The organism is Fredinandcohnia onubensis, from assembly GCF_002734285.1.
Lineage (GTDB): Bacteria > Bacillota > Bacilli > Bacillales > Bacillaceae_L > Ferdinandcohnia > Ferdinandcohnia onubensis_A.
In genome coordinates, this window is the sequence record NZ_NSEA01000011.1 from 226982 (window position 1) to 243994 (window position 17013).

Below are 17013 nucleotides of genomic sequence, written 5' to 3' on the forward strand. Positions count from 1 at the left end.
GTAAAATGGGTAGTCATTAAAGTTTTCTACCATAACAGAACTAGCTCCACCCTTTTCAAGACTTTTTGCATCGCGGATTGCAGCTTCTAATACTTGATCGATATTTCCTTCATACAGCGGTGATCCGGGTAGTGGACCTAAATGAACCATACCTAAGACTGGTTTTTCTACACCGAAAATATTTGTAAATGACGTTTTCATAATAATTCCTCCTCATTTTTTTCTTATATTTATCATGCATTTAACATGGTTGACTTCTGGTCATACTCATTGAAATCCAATTATTGTTTATTTCTATGAATCTTCTAGTTGCCAAAGATAAACAGATGGCAACGGAATTATTCTTTGATCCCGGTTGAAGCCATACCGAATTCAACTTCATCGATAGAAAGTGCAACATTGGCATCCATACTTGGTGCCCGAAGCTGAGAAGTAAGTCCACCATCAATAGCTAAGACATGGCCTGTGATGTAAGAAGCTTCCGGTGATGCTAAGAAGCGAACACCTTGACCAACGTCTTTAGGCATTCCGAGTCTACCAAGCGGAATGAGATTGTCAGGAGAGGACTCTTCCCCAACTGCTGTTCGATTTTCAACCCAGATAGCACCTGGCATTACGGCATTCACACGGATTTTCCATGGAGCTAAATCAAGTGCCATTGCTCGTGTAGCCGCCTCTATTGCACCTTTCGTCGCGTCGTAAGCGACACGATTTCGATGTGCGCGTGTAGCTCCACCAGAACTCATATTAATAATGACCCCGCCCTCACCTTGGTGAACCATGGCTTTTGCTGCCATTTGGCTACAGTGGTAAAGACCATTAACGTGTATATTAATTAGATTTTCCCACATAGCGTAGTCAGTCTTTAGAAAGTGTCTTTCTGAGAGTGGACCGTGACCAATGCCTGCATTATTAACAAGCACATCTATACCGCCTTGGAAATGGTTAGCTTCCTCAAAGAGTCTTTTTACATCATCACTTGAAGCTACATCCGTATATACGAATAGACCTCGGCCTCCAGATTCGTTGATTTCCTGCACACATCGCTCACCCGCATCAGCATCAATATCAGCAATAACTACCGATGCACCTATCTCAGCGAAAGCTAGGGCGATTCCTCGGCCGAGTCCCTTTGAGCCACCAGTCACAATTACACGTTGCTTTTGTTTATCACTCAATTGTTTTCACACCCCATCTAATTTCAGTTATTAATTCCGTTTGGGTAAAATTCTGCAGACAAACGACTTACTTGATACACAATCATCTCTATTTCTAATGAATTTAAATAAAACGCTAAACTACTAATTTACAAGCCACCAATATGTAAACCCTTTCATTCTATTTACTTAATCACCCCCTTAAATTTTAAGAAGTTAGGGTAATCTTATTTTGTATGATTAGCTAACATTGTTTCCTCAGCCAATTCTATAGTTATATAATCTTCTAATGTTTCGGAAACCCAGTATTGTAAATCCGCTTCCCTTTTATGGAGATAATTAGGGTCGCCATTAACTAGTTTCATAGGTATATCGTGTCCAGGTACTAAAATGCTGTTCTTCTTTTCTTTCCACATACTCCATAAATAATCAATTGAATTTTGGCTATCAGAGAGATTTAGTGTCATATCTACATTCCTTGATAAAAGCTCAGCCCTATTTTTAGCGGCATCCCCACTAAATATCAAATCATAATCACCATTGTTTACGCTGTATGCCAAATGACCTGGTGAATGTCCTTTAGTTTGATGCGCAACAATTCCAGGAACAATTTCTTCTAGATGGTCGACTAACCTTATTTGTGTCGAAGAATTTAATTCCTTAACATACAATTCAGGTACATGCCATCCTCCAGGTGGTTCATTTAATGCCCAATTCATGTCCACTCGCCCCACTACAATGGTTGCGTTAGGAAACAATGTCCAATTTACACAATGATCCCAATGCGTATGGGTCAATAAAACCATAGATATGTCGCCCGGGGCTAAACCTTTGTCACGTAATTTATCTAATATTAGAGGCCTGACACCGAAACTGCCGACATCAATAATAATGTTTTGGTCATTGTGAGACAACAAAGTAACTGTACTCCACCCAAGCCCCCCATGGGTTGAGGACTTACCGGGAAATCCTTGAATAAATATGTTGTAGTCGAACATTACGATCCCCTTTCTCCTTAGTAATAAAGTTATACACCTTGAAAAACTAGCAAGAGATTGAATCAAAAAATGTTACATGAAAAAATAAATGTTATCTTTTATTAAAGATTAATACTAAAATTTCAGGATTGAACTATGTCAGTAAATGAATATGTAAATAGTCATAAAGGACTATTTCTGGAAACGTTTCCATAAAAACCCACCTCCAACCAATTCATTATTGAAGCTTACGATTTGGATAATTGAGGAAAAATAAAATACTGTTTGTTATAGATTCATGAAGGTGTCTATACATGTGAGGTTTCTTCTGCAGATAGTTAATTGCACATATGCATTGAATTGTTTATTTGGGTAAATATTATAAATTTTATCTCGGTAACAAAAAAATGATTTAAATAGGTGGAAACGTTTCCACTTATTTAAATCAAATTATACATACTTAACAGACCACTTTCAATACTTTTTTGAAAATTTATAAAATTATATTAATATAAAATCATCTCCGATTCTATCAATATTATTCTGAATCGTCGTTGTTTTGTTTTTTCACTCGATCACTCACTAACCTCTACTTCCATAGTTGATTCCCTTACAATAAGAGTTGGATAAAAAAGAATCGTTTCTTTATTTATTTGCTTTTCCTTAATTGTTTTAACAATGATTTCTATTGCCCTTTGACCCATTTCTTTAATAGGTGTACGAATGGTTGTCAGCATAGGAGACAATATCTCTGCATATTGGGAATCATCAAAACCAACAACTGATAATTGTTCGGGAATATTAATATTAAGTTTCCTTGCAGCTTTATAGATCCCAACAGCAATACTGTCGCTTCCTGCAAATATTGCTGTAGGTCTATTATTTTTTTGTAATAATTTCAATGCATTTTTGTACCCGCTTTCAATATAAAATTTGTCAAAAATAACAAAATCGTCATTTATAGGAACTCCACTTTCATTCAATGCTAATTTGTACCCTTGGTGCCTTTCAATTGACGCATAAGATTCAAAATCCCCACCTATAAATGCAATATCCTTATGTCCTAATTCTAGAAGATGTCTCATCGCTTTAAGTGCTCCATCAACATTATCAACTACTATTTCATTAAGAATTAAGTTCGGAAATTTGCCCCCTAATATAACAATAGGAAGTTCAGGATACCTTTGCTTCAATTCTTTAATATTTTCATCATCTACTTCTGGGGATGAAAAAATAATCCCATCGACTCCCTTAGCAATCAATAGGTGTATATACTCTGCTTCTTTTTGTAAATTGTTATCAGTATTACATAAAAAAATGTTAAACCCATGACTATTTGCTCGATCTTCTATTGCTCTAGTCAAATCTGAATAAAAAATATTTTTTATGTCAGGTATGATTAAACCAAGAGTTAATGTTTGTTTCTTAATCATTGCTGCGGCTACCAGACTACCTTGATAATTAAGTTTCTTAACTGCATTAAGAACCTTTTGTCTCGTTTTTTCACTTGTATAACCACTCTTATTAAGTACTCTCGAAACAGTAGATATTGAAACTCTAGCTTCTTTCGCGACATCCTTTATTGTTACCAACACCAACACATCCTTATGGAAACGTTTCCTCATTTTTTACTAATATTATAATATAATTCTACAAAATTTGTCGTTTTCCTTTTATTGCAAAAAGAACCATTGTAAATAATGGTTCTCTTCAGCATTTAAATTATTTCAAGACGAATTAGAGACCCTGTAACTCATTAACCGTCACAAACCTATACCCCTCATCCTTAAGCGATTGGATGATTCCCTCAATTTCTGCTAAAACTTTATCGCTATCCTCATACATCGGATGCATCAAAATGATTGAACCAGGGATTGTTTGTTCTTTGACATACTGGATCCTATCCTCGGTTTCAGTGTAAAAAGTGTCCGGTTCAATATTCATGGTGATTGTGTCTTTCTTTTCCTTATAGAGATAATAAGGTAAACCAACGAGCTTTTTACTATTTGGAGGACGAAAGTCAATTTCTCCTTCATATCCTGCATTAAGGATTAGTTCATCTGTTTTCTCAATTTCCTCTTTAATAAAGGATGGGGATTTGAAAATCATGCGGTTATGGGAATATGTATGATTCCCAAGCTGATGCCCAGCTTCAGCTATTTTCTTTGCTTCCTCTGGATATTTCTCGATATCTTGTCCGATTAAAAAGAAAGTTGCCTTCACATCATATTTTTCCAATAGCGGTAGGATTTCGTTCACATTTTCAGTCGGCCCATCATCAAATGTTAAGGCAACCACTTTTTGATCTGTTTCGACTTGCTGAGTTAGCCCGCCAAATAATTGGAATGACCTTGAATTCATTAACTTGTAGCTGCCGTATAAAGCAAGAAAAATAATGATAATAACGATTCCACTAAATACTAATTTTCTTTTCATATTTTGCATCCTTTTCATTTATTTGAACTTCAATTATAGTAAAATTAACAGGATAATAGAAACCATAATTTGGAATAGGAGATTTTATATGTTTAAAAAGTTTGTAAAATCATTTGTGGAAAAAGGCAATGTGATTCGATTTGAGTTAGATGATTGGTACAAATGGTACAAAGAACCCGAGAAGTTTCATGATGCGGTTGTTGAGTACCTAACACAGGAAGGAAAAAAAGTTGAGACTCTTTCAATCATAAAAAACATAACGAGTAATAAAGTCTCGGAGCTGCTCATTGATGGTGACAAATATGAACTTACTGTTCTCGCCGGAAGTATAGCTGCAACTGCGCAAACTGTGGTTTTAAAGAGAATTGATTAAGCAAGGAGTTTGTAAGCGAACCGCGGGGACAGTTTTCTAGAACATAAAAAAGGGATATACCGAAATCGGTATATCCCTTAGCTTATTAAGATCACTTATTAAGCTTTGCGAACGTTAGAAGCTTGTGGACCACGTTGTCCTTGCTCTACATCAAAAGTTACACTTTGACCTTCGTCTAATGATTTGAAACCTTCGCCTTGGATTGCTGAGAAATGTACGAATACGTCTTCTCCGCCTTCACGCTCGATGAATCCAAAACCTTTTTCTGAATTAAACCATTTAACTTTACCTTGTTCCATGTAAATTGCCTCCTAGTGTGATTGCCACACATTTTGTTACTATCCTTGTTCAAATACCTTAGACGAAAAACAAAATGAATCTTTAATCTGAATAAGAACAAAAATAATTCTTCCTTAGAATAACAGATATAAAAGAAAATAGCAAATCATATTAAGAAATTAATTATTAACAGGTCTTTGTACTCATTAGAGAAGCCTGTAAAATAAGCTCCTCCGAATGTACAACAAAAGCCCTTATCACCCTTCGCTATGTTAAGGCTAATTCCTGTTTTTGCTTTCTCCTGTATACGATCTTGGAAAGTAGCACACTACATTCATACAAGAACAGTAATGGCACGATCACAATTACATCAGACACAAAATCTGGGGGTGTTATTAATACTGCTGTGACAATTAATCCAAAGTATGAGTACCTTCTCATTTTTTGTAAGCGGTACGGGTTTAAGATTCCTAGGCTTGTTAAGAACATGATGATCACTGGCAATTCAAACAAACATCCAAATGGAAGAACAATATTAACCATAAATCCAAAATATTTTTCAGCCGTAAAAAAGTTCATAAACAAATCCCCTGATAAGGAAAGCAGGAAATCAAATACGATTGGAAAAATAACAAAATAGCCGAAACTTATGCCTGCAATAAATAAAATAAACAGAGAAGGTATGTAGGCCAATGTAACCTTCCTCTCAGTTGAAGATAATGCTGGTTTTACGAAGAGCCAAATTTGATGAGCAGCAATTGGAATAGTACCAGCAATGGCAACGATGCCTGATAGTGTTAAATAAACCCATATAATGTCACTTGGCCCTAAAATCGCTAATTTAATCGACGAATCTTGAATAATCCAATCATAAATATCCTTTACAAAAACAAACGCAAGAACTAATAAAAGCATGAAGCTTCCGAGGATAATAATAATACGTTTCCTCATCTCCGTTAAATGATCAACCAAATTCATTTCTACCTTATCCATAAACACACCTCTATTCTAAAAAAAAGATGCAAGTAAGCTACTTACATCTACAGTGATTTCATTAAATGGCTGTTGATTTCTTTTCAGAGCTTTGAAGTTCTTCTTTTGGTTTTTCTTCATCTTCTCCAACTAATTCACGTGTGGATTTTTTAAATTCCTTTAATGTCGTTCCAAAAGCACGTCCAATTTCGGGTAGCTTTTTCGGGCCAAAAATAACTAACGCAATCACGAGGATTAGAATAAGACCTGGAATTCCTATATTTTGTAGCATGAATAGTTCCTCCTATTTACATCGCTTTTTTAATCGATGATTTTCGATGGTTTTCAAAATTGAACAATTTATAATCCGCCTTCTGTTCGCAGATTAGACATTTGAAACTTCCTGAGATTTTCATTTCGTCTGGAATCGGTTGGATATGTGGTAGAAATATCCTTTCTAAGCCTTGATTCACATGCTGTTTACACACGACAATCATGCAAAATACTCCTCTCGTCTTTTACAGAAAGGTGTAAACGATCCTTTCCCGCTTACACCTCTACCTTACGTAATCGATTATTTAAATGCCCCGCCTTGAACGGCTACCAGGCATGAACGACCAAATGTTTTGCCTGGATATGGGTTCCATGTAGCAGGATGTTGCACATCCAGGAATAAAGTCCGCTCATCCGGAGTTAACCAAGGGCCCGTTACCTCACATCCTTTTGGACCTGATGCAAATTGGAATGGATCTCCATAATTTTTCCCATCCGTCGGAACCATAAAGACACCACAGTTTTTATATTCTGCATACACATTATCCTCGGTAGCACTAAAATCCTCGACTACCCAAAGATTTCCTTTACTATCAAAGTGAAGGTTATCCGGACAAGTAATTCCGCTTTGTTGACCGCCAGCAATAAATACTTCAAATGTAAACTTATCACTACCATGGTCACCATTCGCAGGGACAAAACGGTAAATTTGGCCATGGAAATTTCCGTGATTCGAGTTATTTGTTAGTGCCAAGAATACACTTCCGTCAATTGGATGAATTTCTACATCTTCTGGACGGTCTAACTTAGTTGCCCCTACAGCTGCAGCTGCTTCGCGCGTATATGTTAGTACATCCGCTTGACTTGTAAAAAACTTTTTCCCATCTTTTTCATAGTTTTGTAGTTTAGAATTTGTTTCATAATCTAATGCAATCCATGTTTGTTTGCCAAGGTCTGCTACGTACAATGTACCCTCTTCCAAAATATTAAAGTTTGCTTCTCGATTAGTTGGATTGAATTTCTTTTTACTCACAAATTTATAGAAACTTTCTCCGCGACTATCGTCACCCATATAGACAACCACTCTGCCATCTTTTGTTTGTCCCATTGCAGCATTTTCATGTGCGAAGCGTCCAAGAGCTGTATGTTTGCGAACAGGTGCATCAATGTTAAAAGGATCAACCTCCATTACCCAGCCATAGTGCTCATCGATAAAGTTTGGCCAGCCATAATCATCACCATATTCCGTGTTTTCCTCGCAAGAAAGAGCTGTATTCCAAAGTGTGCGTCCACCACTACAGTTTCCAAGTGAACCTTCCACTACTTTTGCTCCTTTTACAGCAGAGCTTCCAGCTGCAGGTCCAGTCAATTGAATAGGAGTTGTCCCATCCACACGTCGATTATATGTATCATCTTGGACTAATACCCATTTTCCTTTTTCCTTCTTCACATGGATAACAGAACCACCAACAGATTCTTTCTGCATCTTTAGAAAGGCTGGATATTGTGCAAGGTTTTCTTTTTTGTATGTATCCGGATTAATTCCTAATATATTCATATAATTATCTGGTTCAGGGAACTCATGGTTAACCCATATTAAACCTTCTTCCGAATTTGTTCCGCCTTTTAAAGCGTCCATCGGAAAATAAACGGTAAGGTCAGCTGCGTCACCAAATTTTTCTCCTTTCGAATTAATCACATCGCCATAAGAAACGATAATATTATAGTTATATCCCTTTGGTAGGAGTAATTCATTTTCCCATGAACGATCAATTTCTTTAAAAGGGACCGTAAGTGGTTTCCCCTTCCCATTCGGTTTTCCATCCATTAAATGATTAGCTGTTGCTGCATTTGCCTTAGGAGCTAGCATTCCCAGTCCTGATGTTGCTGCTACCACTGCTGCCGTTCCACTACCCATATACGTTAAAAATTTACGTCGATCCATCACTAATCGCTCCTTTTATTTTGTTTCTAAAAGTTATTTACAACGCAATTATGCTTGTACATTTTTAAGATAGTATTAATGTGCATCGTGTTTTTTGTAAATGGCGGAAAACAGGAATTATGGCTCTTATTTTTGGAATTAAATGTAAAATAATTGGGATTTATGAAAAAATAGAGATGGGATTTCGGGGTGCTGTTTGTAGTTGATTCGAGGGAACTAGGTTTATTTTCATAGTAAAAGTAAAACGACTCTCAATAAAATTTACACTCACGACACATTATTGAGTCATTCCTACATCACAAACTCTAAAAAAGGTACTTCTCAAAAGGAAGTACCTAATTCGCCTTAATCAATTTTCATTTTTTCTTTATTTTGGGACAGTGTACCTTCCCAATCGATTTCGAAGCCGAGGTCTTTTAGCATTTTATGGTCAGCCGAGCCTTCTTGGCCAACAGTTGTGAGATAATCTCCTACAAAGATTGAGTTTGCTGCATAGAGGCCAAGTGGTTGAAGGCTTCGAAGATTTACTTCTCTTCCTCCTGAAATTCGTATTTCCTTTGTTGGATTGATAAAGCGCATGAGGCAAAGTACCTTCAGGCAATATCGTGGGTTCAGTTCGTTTGTCCCCTCTAAAGGTGTTCCATCAATCGCATGCAAGAAATTGACCGGTATGGAATCGGCATCTAAGACGCGTAAGCTTTTTGCCACATCGACAACATCTTGCTTTGATTCTCTCATTCCCACGATTACTCCGGAACAAGGTGAGATTCCCTGCTCTTTAACGGTTTCCACGGTATTCACCCGATCTTGATAGGTATGTGAGGTTGTGATACATTCATGGTGATTTTCAGATGTATTAATGTTGTGATTATACCGATCAACACCCGCGTCTTTTAGTTTCTTTGCTTGATCCGATTTTAAGATACCTAGGCAAGCACAAATTTTCAAATCATACTTTTCTTTGATTTCCTTTACAGCAGATACAACGTGGTCCACTTCCTTGTTACTTGGTCCGCGTCCACTTGCTACGATACAATATGTGCCAACTTGCATTTGATGAGCTTTTTCAGCCCCTTTCAAAATTTCTTCCTTATCCATCATTCGATATTTTTCAATCGGTGCAGTTGAAATACTAGATTGTGAGCAATACCCGCAATTTTCCGGACATAGCCCAGATTTTGTATTAATAATCATATTTAACTTCACCTTGTTGCCATAATAATGATGACGAATCACGTAAGCACCATGAAGCAACTCTAATATTTCTTCATCTGGAGAGTTTAAGATATCTAACGCCTCATCATTTCTTAATTCATACCCATCGATCACTTTTAACGCTAATTGCTTCCATTTACTCATCTGTTTTCTCCTCCATTTTTTCTAATTAACCGATTTTTTCAAGTTCGCAAAATAACCCCGACTAACAAGTGTCCGTTCAAAGCGATGCGCAAATAACCCTGCTCCAATCGCGAGGACGATATCTTTTGGTAACGGGACAATCATCCACAACCATGCCATCGAATACGTAAATCCTTCTGGGGCCGCCGCCCATAATTGATAAGAAAAATACATCCAGTTCGTTCCGAAAAGATAATTAATGGACATCCCAATGAGTGAAGCAATGATATATGTATGAAGCGCCTTTTTCTTTTCGATCATGATTCCTGTTATATATGCCGTAAAAATAAATGAAACAATAAAACCAAAAGTCGGACTCAATAAATGAGTAAATCCTCCGCCAAACTTAGCAAACACAGGAACCCCTACTAAGCCTACAAATGCATACACACACATGCTAATCGCACCAAGACGACTACCTAAAATCGCACCCGCCAAGATGGCGAAAAAGGTTTGCAATGTGATCGGTACCCCACCAACGACCATAAAGGGCGCAATCGATGTAATGTTGGCCCCGATTGCCATTAACGCCACAAACATTCCTACTAGACTAATATCAATCGTTGATAACTTCCTTTTCATTCCTTTGCCTCCTTCTTTTATCTATATAATTAAAATAATGAGAAAATGGTTTATTTGTCAACCTATTTTTATTTTTAGTTAACATATAAACAATAAAAATAGGAGTCTCTAAAGGTGAGACTCCTTAAAAATAGACTAGCTAAGGCAATTAATTAGTAAACTCTAAACGTTGTAGAACCGGTACTGCTTGAATAACCACTCTTTGAAGCAGTTGCATCTAATTTGTATGTTCCAGTTGCTGTGTAATAGTTTGTGCCAATTGACCAGGTTGCAACACCAGATGAATTTGTTGTTGCAGTTGATGTTACCGTTGTTCCATTTGGTCGTGTGATTTTAAAATTCACGGATGCATTTGTAAGCGCAGCTCCATTTGAATCTTTTACTGTACTTGTGACATAGACGGTTTCTCCACGATAATAGTAGCTGTAGTTTGTGGATACCGTTGTAACTGTTTCAGTTGATGATGGTGGTGGAGGTGTAGTTCCACCGCCTCCAGAAGCCGCTACAACCGCTGCATGTGCATCAACAATTCCATACCCGTATTGCGTGGAGCTACCTGCCTCTTGTGCTGTATCACGTAAGATTTGCCTTGCTTGTGAGACTGAAATATTCGGATTTGCCGCTCTAATTAATCCCGCTACCCCAGCCACATGTGGAGTCGCCATTGATGTACCTGATAAGGATGTATAGCGACTATTTGGATAGGTGCTGTAAATATTCGAGCCTGGTGCCATAAGCTCTAAACCTGATCCATAGTTTGAAAAGCTTGAGCGTGTTCGGTTCGATGTTACCGACCCTACCGCGATTACACTGCTATAAGCTGCTGGATACGAAATACTCGATGCCCCGTCATTACCAGAAGCTGCTACAACAATCGTTCCTTGTGAAGTTGCAGTTTGTACCGCCTCATCCATGCTTTGATTATAGCCTCCGCCACCAAGAGACATATTGATGACGTCTGCATCAATATTCGCCGCATATAAAATTCCCTGTGTAATTCCATATAAGGAACCTGACCCATCATCACCTAATACCTTCACTGGGATAAGGGTCGCATTTTGCATGACACCAGATACTGATCCATAGCTTGCAATCGTACCAGCAACGTGAGTTCCATGGCCTTGAACATCCATCGTTGTTCCGCCGACGAAAGTTCTTCCTAAACTCGTGTTCACAAAATTGGCTAGACTAGGATGGTTATGGTCGATTCCAGTATCCAACACCGCAATTTTTACAGCACTTGAACCATTCGTAACTGTCCATGCTTGCGGAGCCTTAATCATGTCGTAATGCCATTTTTGATTTTGATGAACAGCTTGGATGGTCGCTGTCCCTTCAATCGCCATCATCTTATAGTTTTCGGAAATATATCTAACTTTGAAACCAAGACCCATTAACTCTTTACGTAATTCTTTTATTGCCATATTACTAGATTTGAACTGGTCCGGAGAGTATTTGACTAAGTAGACTAAGCCCATTTTCTCGACTACTTTTTTGTTAAAACTTTTATTTAGGAGTGGTTTGACTGAAGTATCTTCTACATGGAGAGTGTCTATGATTGAGAATCCTTTTGCTTTCAACGCATCATCCTGGCCCGTCAGACTATCTGCGCTCTGGATTGTGGAATCCGAATTGCCTTTTTGTTTCGGTTCCACTGAAACAATTAGTTCGCCTTCAACAAAGTCTTGGTTCCCTTTCCCCGCATTGTCTGGCTGTTCGGCAAAAGTTACACCTGCAAACATCGTTAAAACGAGTAAAAGCACAATCGCAAAACTGACTAATTTCTTCATTTACATACCTCCATTTTTAGTTTTGAAAAACAACTCGTATGATATAAGTCAGTGGCACACTCCCTTCTATGTATCGTGTATATACAGAAAAAAAGTAAAAAAAGTCGACTAACGGACCTTATCACTTTTGACTGTCAAGATTATGTATTCTGTGAAATCGGTTGATGAGGAATTGTTGAGAAGATGTAAATTGCGTTTGACGTTTGTAAAAATTGAAATGTCCTCTGCCTCCATTACACTACAATTTTCCAGTTGTGACCGTCAATATCTTTTGTAATATTCAGTTATTTACTACTACAAAATAATTTCCAAAATATCTAATTTTACTAGTATTATAGTCTTTCACATATATTCACCGCTTTGGTGCGGTAATAGAAAAAATCAGGTACCTCCCGAAGGAAGCACCTGATTTTTTAATAACCAGAATCCTCTGATGTTAAGTTATCTAGCATTGTGTAATCGTATTGCTGTAGTGGCTTTTCTGCCGGCCCTTCTAAAACTTCACCCGTATAAGAGAAACGTGATCCGTGACATGGGCAATCCCAGGATTTTTCACTATTATTCCAATGACATTCACAGCCAACATGGGTACAGGTTGTATCGACGATGTATAGTTTTCCATTTTCGTCTTTGTAAGCCCCTTTTCGATGTCCATCTATGGAGATTACGGCACCTTCCCCATTCTGAATGTCATCCACATTTTTTTGAGGGATTTCCATTTTTCCTTGTACTAAATGCTTTACAACATCTGCATTGATCTTGAAGAAATTTTTCAAACTTGGATGTGCATAGAATCGAGCAGGGGAATACAGATCACGATAAGGATTATTACGTTTCAATATAATATCCCTAATTAATAACGCAGCTACTGTACTGTTTGTCATACCCCACTTACGGAAACCAGTTGCGACCAGAATGTTTGGTTCACTGTTTGTTAACTCCCCGATATATGGAATTTTATCCAGTGTCTCAAGATCTTGTGCTGACCAGTGGTATTTAATATCCTCTAATTCAAAAACCTGTTCACTAAAAATACGTAAGGAATTGTAATCTTCCTTTGTGTCCGTTCTTTCACCCGTTTGATGGCTTCCGCCTCCAAGGATAATGTACTCTTCTCCATTCGTTGAAACAGATCGAATCGAACGGGTTGGCTTATCGACACTTAAATACATGCCACCCGGGTAATTCTCCTGTGCTTTAACTGCAACAGCGTATGAACGCGATGCTTTCATTCTTGCCGAATAAAGCCCTGTCCCTTCGTAAAATGGGAAATGAGAACACGCAAGGACAAAACCACCGGATACTCGTTTATTATTGCGAGTAAGTACGGTAGATTTTTGCCCTGTTTCAACATCGACCGCAACCGTGTGTTCAAAAATGAGTCCACCTTTTTCTTTAATGATTTTGACAAGGTGCGCCAAATATTTGACTGGATGGAATTGTGCCTGATTTTTCATCACAATTGCGTTTTTTATCTCAATGTCAAAAGGAATAGTGTCTACGAGACCACCATCAATTCCAATTTTTTCATAGGCTTGGGCTTCGTTCTCAATCTTTTGTGCATACTCATCCGTTGTGGAGTAAAGGTAGGCATCCTGTTCCTTAAAATCACATTCAATTTGGTGCTCTTCTACTGTTTTTTTGACAAAATTTAATGCATCTGTGTTTGCTTCATAATAAAGCCTCGCTGTGCTCTTTCCGAAATTTGTAATGAACTCATCATAGATGAGGTCATGCTGTGCTGTAACTTTTGCAGTCGTGTGTCCGGAAGTACCATTGAGTAGATGATCCGCCTCTAATAAGGCGACTTTCAATCCCTCGTTCACTAAGACATACGCGGAGGTTATACCTGCAATCCCCCCACCTACAATCACAACATCTACCTCAAGGTCTTCCTCAAGTGGAGGAAACTCTGGAATGTCAACATCGGCTCTCCATAAAGGCTCGGGTGCTTCGGGAAGCTTTTTCTCATTTGCCACAATAAACCCTCATTTCCTAAATAAGTAAGTTTGGGTTTAGGTTTTCCAGTATTTTGGGTATCATGCATGGTTCGTGATGAAATTGGGGTGGGGATTAATATAATTGGGACAGTGCTGAAATTGCTTAGTTGATGATGAAGGGGATTTTGGGATTTTTTCTGTGAGGTTTTCCTCTTCATACTGCTGATGAAGGGGATTCGCCTATCTTTTCCGAAGGGTTTTCCCCTTCATATCGCTTATGAAAGGGATTCGTTGATTGCTTCCGTGGAGTTTTCCACTTCATTTCGCTTATGAAGGGGATTCGCCGATTTCTTCCGCGGAGTTTTCCCCTTCATTCCGCTTATGAAGGGGATTCGCCAATCTCTTCCGCGAGGTTCTCCTCTTCATATCGCTTATGAAGGACTCTACTGATCGAATTCCGCTTGGCAAGGGACTTCATCCACCTTATGAAGGACTTTACAAACATAACTCCGCTGCCTCCGGGACTTCATCTAACATCCCAAAATAAACTTACGAAATCAAACCTCTTCCCACCCATATTGGGCCGGGGCTTCACCTTTTCTATCAACTATCCGTGCCTTAGTTTTACTTTTTCCTTCTATAATTTTCAGAACATCTATATAAAATTCCCATTCATCGCCAAAATCGAATAGATATAGAAAACTTTTTCCCTCTCGAAGTTGAAGTTCTCCCAAATTCACCTCATTTGCATAGGGACCCTCAAAATCAATTGGTGAGTTATAAAAGTTTTTTCTGCTAAACTTTTTTCCATCCATAAAAAAGGCGTAAAGATGATCATCTTCAAAATCAAAAGCCTCTTGGATTAAATGATGTACATCCAATAAAGTATGTGAAGCTGAAAATTGTAACTTCCGCCAGCATGACTGGTTTAAAGTCACTTTAAATAAATAGGTACCCGAACTATTCTTTATTTCGCTCTCAAGAAAGTTTTGAGTGACCTCACCTTCTTCAAATAAAGGCTGTAATAAAGGAAATAGAGATTCATGTTGCATTCTTTCTGGTTCTTCACTATCTCGCCCTTGATGATATATGGAACTAAGACCTAATATATCAAGAAATGATCGTGAACCAAACTCTTCATTTGACTCAGAATCACATGTATCAAGTAATGATTCTTGTAATTGTTTAAACAATGGGGTTAGCAGAATTGATTTCGCGGCACGATAAGTCGGACTGACTTTTTTTGTTTTTTCTTCATCAAACACAACTTCCCAGAACCCAAAATAATGAAAGTAATATAGAAAATTCTCAAAATCAAAAAATAATCGTCTTAATATATCATTTTTATTAATGTAGATTATCTTATTAGCAGGGTAATCCTCAAGTTTATCAAATAGGATATCAATACTATGAGGGGCCCTCTCAAAATAGCCGCCTTGTAAATAATCCCAATCAACCTTCATCCAAAAAGCCTCTAACAATGCAATATATTGCTCAGAAGTTGTTAGTCTCAAAAATTCTTCATATCTTTTTGATTGTAATGTAACTGTCTTTTGTGAATGCAAAGGCTCTTTTCGAAGTAGATCTAACTCGATGCTCGCAAGAAAAAATAAATGCAAAAGTGGATATCCCGGTTGATTGTTTTTTAAAGGAACATCAAATTTCGGATGAGACATTAAGTCGTAAATTGCAATTAAATCCTTTCGAGGAAGGAACTCATTTGCTTTTGTTAACTTTATTTTGTTATTTGCTATGTAATCTAAAAATCGGATAAAATCCCCAATAATTGGAGTGGGATATTCGTCTGTAATCCGTATTCTTACTTCCTTTTTATACATATAAAATTCTCCTTGTTACTTAGAGAACTGTTTTAATTACCCTAGTTTATCGCTTATTCCTCTAAGATTAATTAGGTTATAGCTCTAATCTTTTTAAATTGAAACATTGCTACTACATTCTCTTCATAAATTCTATTACTTCTTCTACAGGTATTTTTGTTAATTTTGAAATAACAGATGCTTGGAAACCTTCCGATATCATACTTTTTAAGATTTCATGTCGTTCTAGCTCCCTGCCTTCTTCTCTAGCTCCCTTTAGCCTACTTAATTGGTCCCGCAGTTCTTTTAAACGCCATTCATATTCAGCTCGATTTTCTTTGTTAATGCTTAATTTTTCCCACTCTTTAAGGGCTGTTTTTACCTCTTCGTAATTCATCGCCCATTCCTCCAATTCATTAAGAATTTCAGAATCAACTGTGCCTTTTTGATTGTCTGCCGCTGTTAACAATAATAGCCAAGGAACAGCTTTTGTATCCGTTTTCCAATCCCTGCGATATTTCTTCCATTGTATCATGAATTGCTTCAAATCCAATGTATGAAATTCTAGTCTATCACTAAATGGAAAGTAGTTGGTTGTTTCAAGCACTTGGAATTTTGAATGGAATAATTCGGCTTCATGTTTGAAAAGAGAGAAATTTAAAATGGAGATTACTATAGTTACAGGAAGTTCTTCATAAGATTCTCTTTCTTGGAGAGAGGCGGTGTACATTTTCCCCCAGTAAAACAACATGCGTTGTGGCATATTATATGGATTTGCAAGTTGAATCTCTACATTAATTTTTTCACCTGTTGAGGTTGATACAAGTAGATCAAGTCTAGAGGATTTCCCTTCAGAAGTATCCTTTATTAGATCTGTATTTTCAAAGGATACATCATTAATGCGGTTACATTCAGGTCTACCTAATAAGTCATTTAAAAAAGCAATTGTAATTTGTTTTCGACTTGGTTGTCCAAATAATTGTTTGAACATATAGTCTACTTTCAGATCAAGAAGTTTTATTTCGTTCATTAATACTGTCCTTTCTTTAATGGATATTCAAATCGGGGGAATAA

At 37.4% G+C, this 17013-nt stretch carries 17 protein-coding genes; 1 reads left to right on the top strand and 16 read right to left on the bottom strand.

Features of this window, described 5'->3' with window-relative positions:
* The 5 genes from CKJ95_RS23380 to CKJ95_RS12520 all read right to left on the bottom strand — a co-directional run.
* Window positions 1–201 (bottom strand): BtpA/SgcQ family protein (locus CKJ95_RS23380; protein WP_306475362.1); only part of this gene is annotated, 201 nt, incomplete at its 3' end.
* Window positions 202–338: 137 nt separating this feature from the next.
* On the bottom strand, window positions 339–1178 hold the full coding sequence (locus CKJ95_RS12505) for an SDR family NAD(P)-dependent oxidoreductase (protein ID WP_099353755.1): 840 nt from the start codon (window positions 1176–1178) through the stop codon (window positions 339–341).
* A gap of 206 nt (window positions 1179–1384) precedes the next feature.
* Entirely contained in the window at window positions 1385–2155 is a 771-nt protein-coding gene (locus tag CKJ95_RS12510; RefSeq protein WP_099353756.1) for an MBL fold metallo-hydrolase, read from the bottom strand.
* Between the two features lie 554 nt (window positions 2156–2709).
* Window positions 2710–3726, bottom strand: a complete 1017-nt coding sequence (locus CKJ95_RS12515; protein ID WP_180271498.1) for a LacI family DNA-binding transcriptional regulator — start codon at window positions 3724–3726, stop codon at window positions 2710–2712.
* Between the two features lie 145 nt (window positions 3727–3871).
* Window positions 3872–4570 carry a polysaccharide deacetylase family protein gene (locus CKJ95_RS12520; RefSeq protein WP_099353758.1) on the bottom strand — a complete coding sequence of 233 codons (699 nt, stop codon included), beginning with the start codon at window positions 4568–4570 and terminating at the stop codon, window positions 3872–3874.
* A gap of 88 nt (window positions 4571–4658) precedes the next feature.
* Between CKJ95_RS12520 and CKJ95_RS12525 the strand changes: the two genes are divergently transcribed.
* On the top strand, window positions 4659–4943 hold the full coding sequence (locus CKJ95_RS12525) for a hypothetical protein (protein ID WP_099353759.1): 285 nt from the start codon (window positions 4659–4661) through the stop codon (window positions 4941–4943).
* Window positions 4944–5041: 98 nt separating this feature from the next.
* Here the strand turns inward: CKJ95_RS12525 and CKJ95_RS12530 are convergent, their stop codons facing one another.
* From CKJ95_RS12530 to CKJ95_RS12580, 11 genes are all read right to left on the bottom strand, one after another.
* Complete coding sequence (locus tag CKJ95_RS12530; protein ID WP_099353760.1) at window positions 5042–5242, bottom strand: cold-shock protein; 201 nt, start codon at window positions 5240–5242, stop codon at window positions 5042–5044.
* Between the two features lie 247 nt (window positions 5243–5489).
* The gene (gene tatC / locus CKJ95_RS12535) at window positions 5490–6215 is read right to left on the bottom strand and encodes a twin-arginine translocase subunit TatC (protein WP_099353761.1); all 726 of its coding nucleotides are present in this window, start codon (window positions 6213–6215) and stop codon (window positions 5490–5492) included.
* 61 nt (window positions 6216–6276) lie between these two features.
* Window positions 6277–6486, bottom strand: a complete 210-nt coding sequence (locus CKJ95_RS12540) for a twin-arginine translocase TatA/TatE family subunit (protein WP_099353762.1) — start codon at window positions 6484–6486, stop codon at window positions 6277–6279.
* A 16-nt stretch (window positions 6487–6502) separates the two neighbouring features.
* Window positions 6503–6691, bottom strand: coding sequence for a hypothetical protein (locus CKJ95_RS12545; RefSeq protein WP_099353763.1), 189 nt, complete (start codon window positions 6689–6691; stop codon window positions 6503–6505).
* Window positions 6692–6768: 77 nt separating this feature from the next.
* A complete protein-coding gene (locus tag CKJ95_RS12550) occupies window positions 6769–8412 on the bottom strand; it encodes a PhoX family protein (RefSeq protein WP_099353764.1) in 1644 nt (547 codons plus the stop codon).
* Window positions 8413–8757: 345 nt separating this feature from the next.
* A complete protein-coding gene (gene bioB / locus CKJ95_RS12555) occupies window positions 8758–9771 on the bottom strand; it encodes a biotin synthase BioB (protein WP_099353765.1) in 1014 nt (337 codons plus the stop codon).
* Window positions 9772–9792: 21 nt separating this feature from the next.
* On the bottom strand, window positions 9793–10392 hold the full coding sequence (locus CKJ95_RS12560) for a biotin transporter BioY (RefSeq protein ID WP_099353766.1): 600 nt from the start codon (window positions 10390–10392) through the stop codon (window positions 9793–9795).
* 152 nt (window positions 10393–10544) lie between these two features.
* Entirely contained in the window at window positions 10545–12182 is a 1638-nt protein-coding gene (locus tag CKJ95_RS12565) for a S8 family peptidase (protein WP_099353767.1), read from the bottom strand.
* A 413-nt stretch (window positions 12183–12595) separates the two neighbouring features.
* Window positions 12596–14161 (bottom strand): FAD-dependent oxidoreductase, encoded by a 1566-nt coding sequence (locus CKJ95_RS12570; RefSeq protein WP_099353768.1) that lies wholly within the window; start codon window positions 14159–14161, stop codon window positions 12596–12598.
* Between the two features lie 518 nt (window positions 14162–14679).
* A complete protein-coding gene (locus CKJ95_RS12575; RefSeq protein ID WP_099353769.1) occupies window positions 14680–15960 on the bottom strand; it encodes a plasmid pRiA4b ORF-3 family protein in 1281 nt (426 codons plus the stop codon).
* Window positions 15961–16072: 112 nt separating this feature from the next.
* Window positions 16073–16969 carry an Rpn family recombination-promoting nuclease/putative transposase gene (locus CKJ95_RS12580; RefSeq protein ID WP_099353770.1) on the bottom strand — a complete coding sequence of 299 codons (897 nt, stop codon included), beginning with the start codon at window positions 16967–16969 and terminating at the stop codon, window positions 16073–16075.
* Window positions 16970–17013 lie beyond the last annotated feature (44 nt).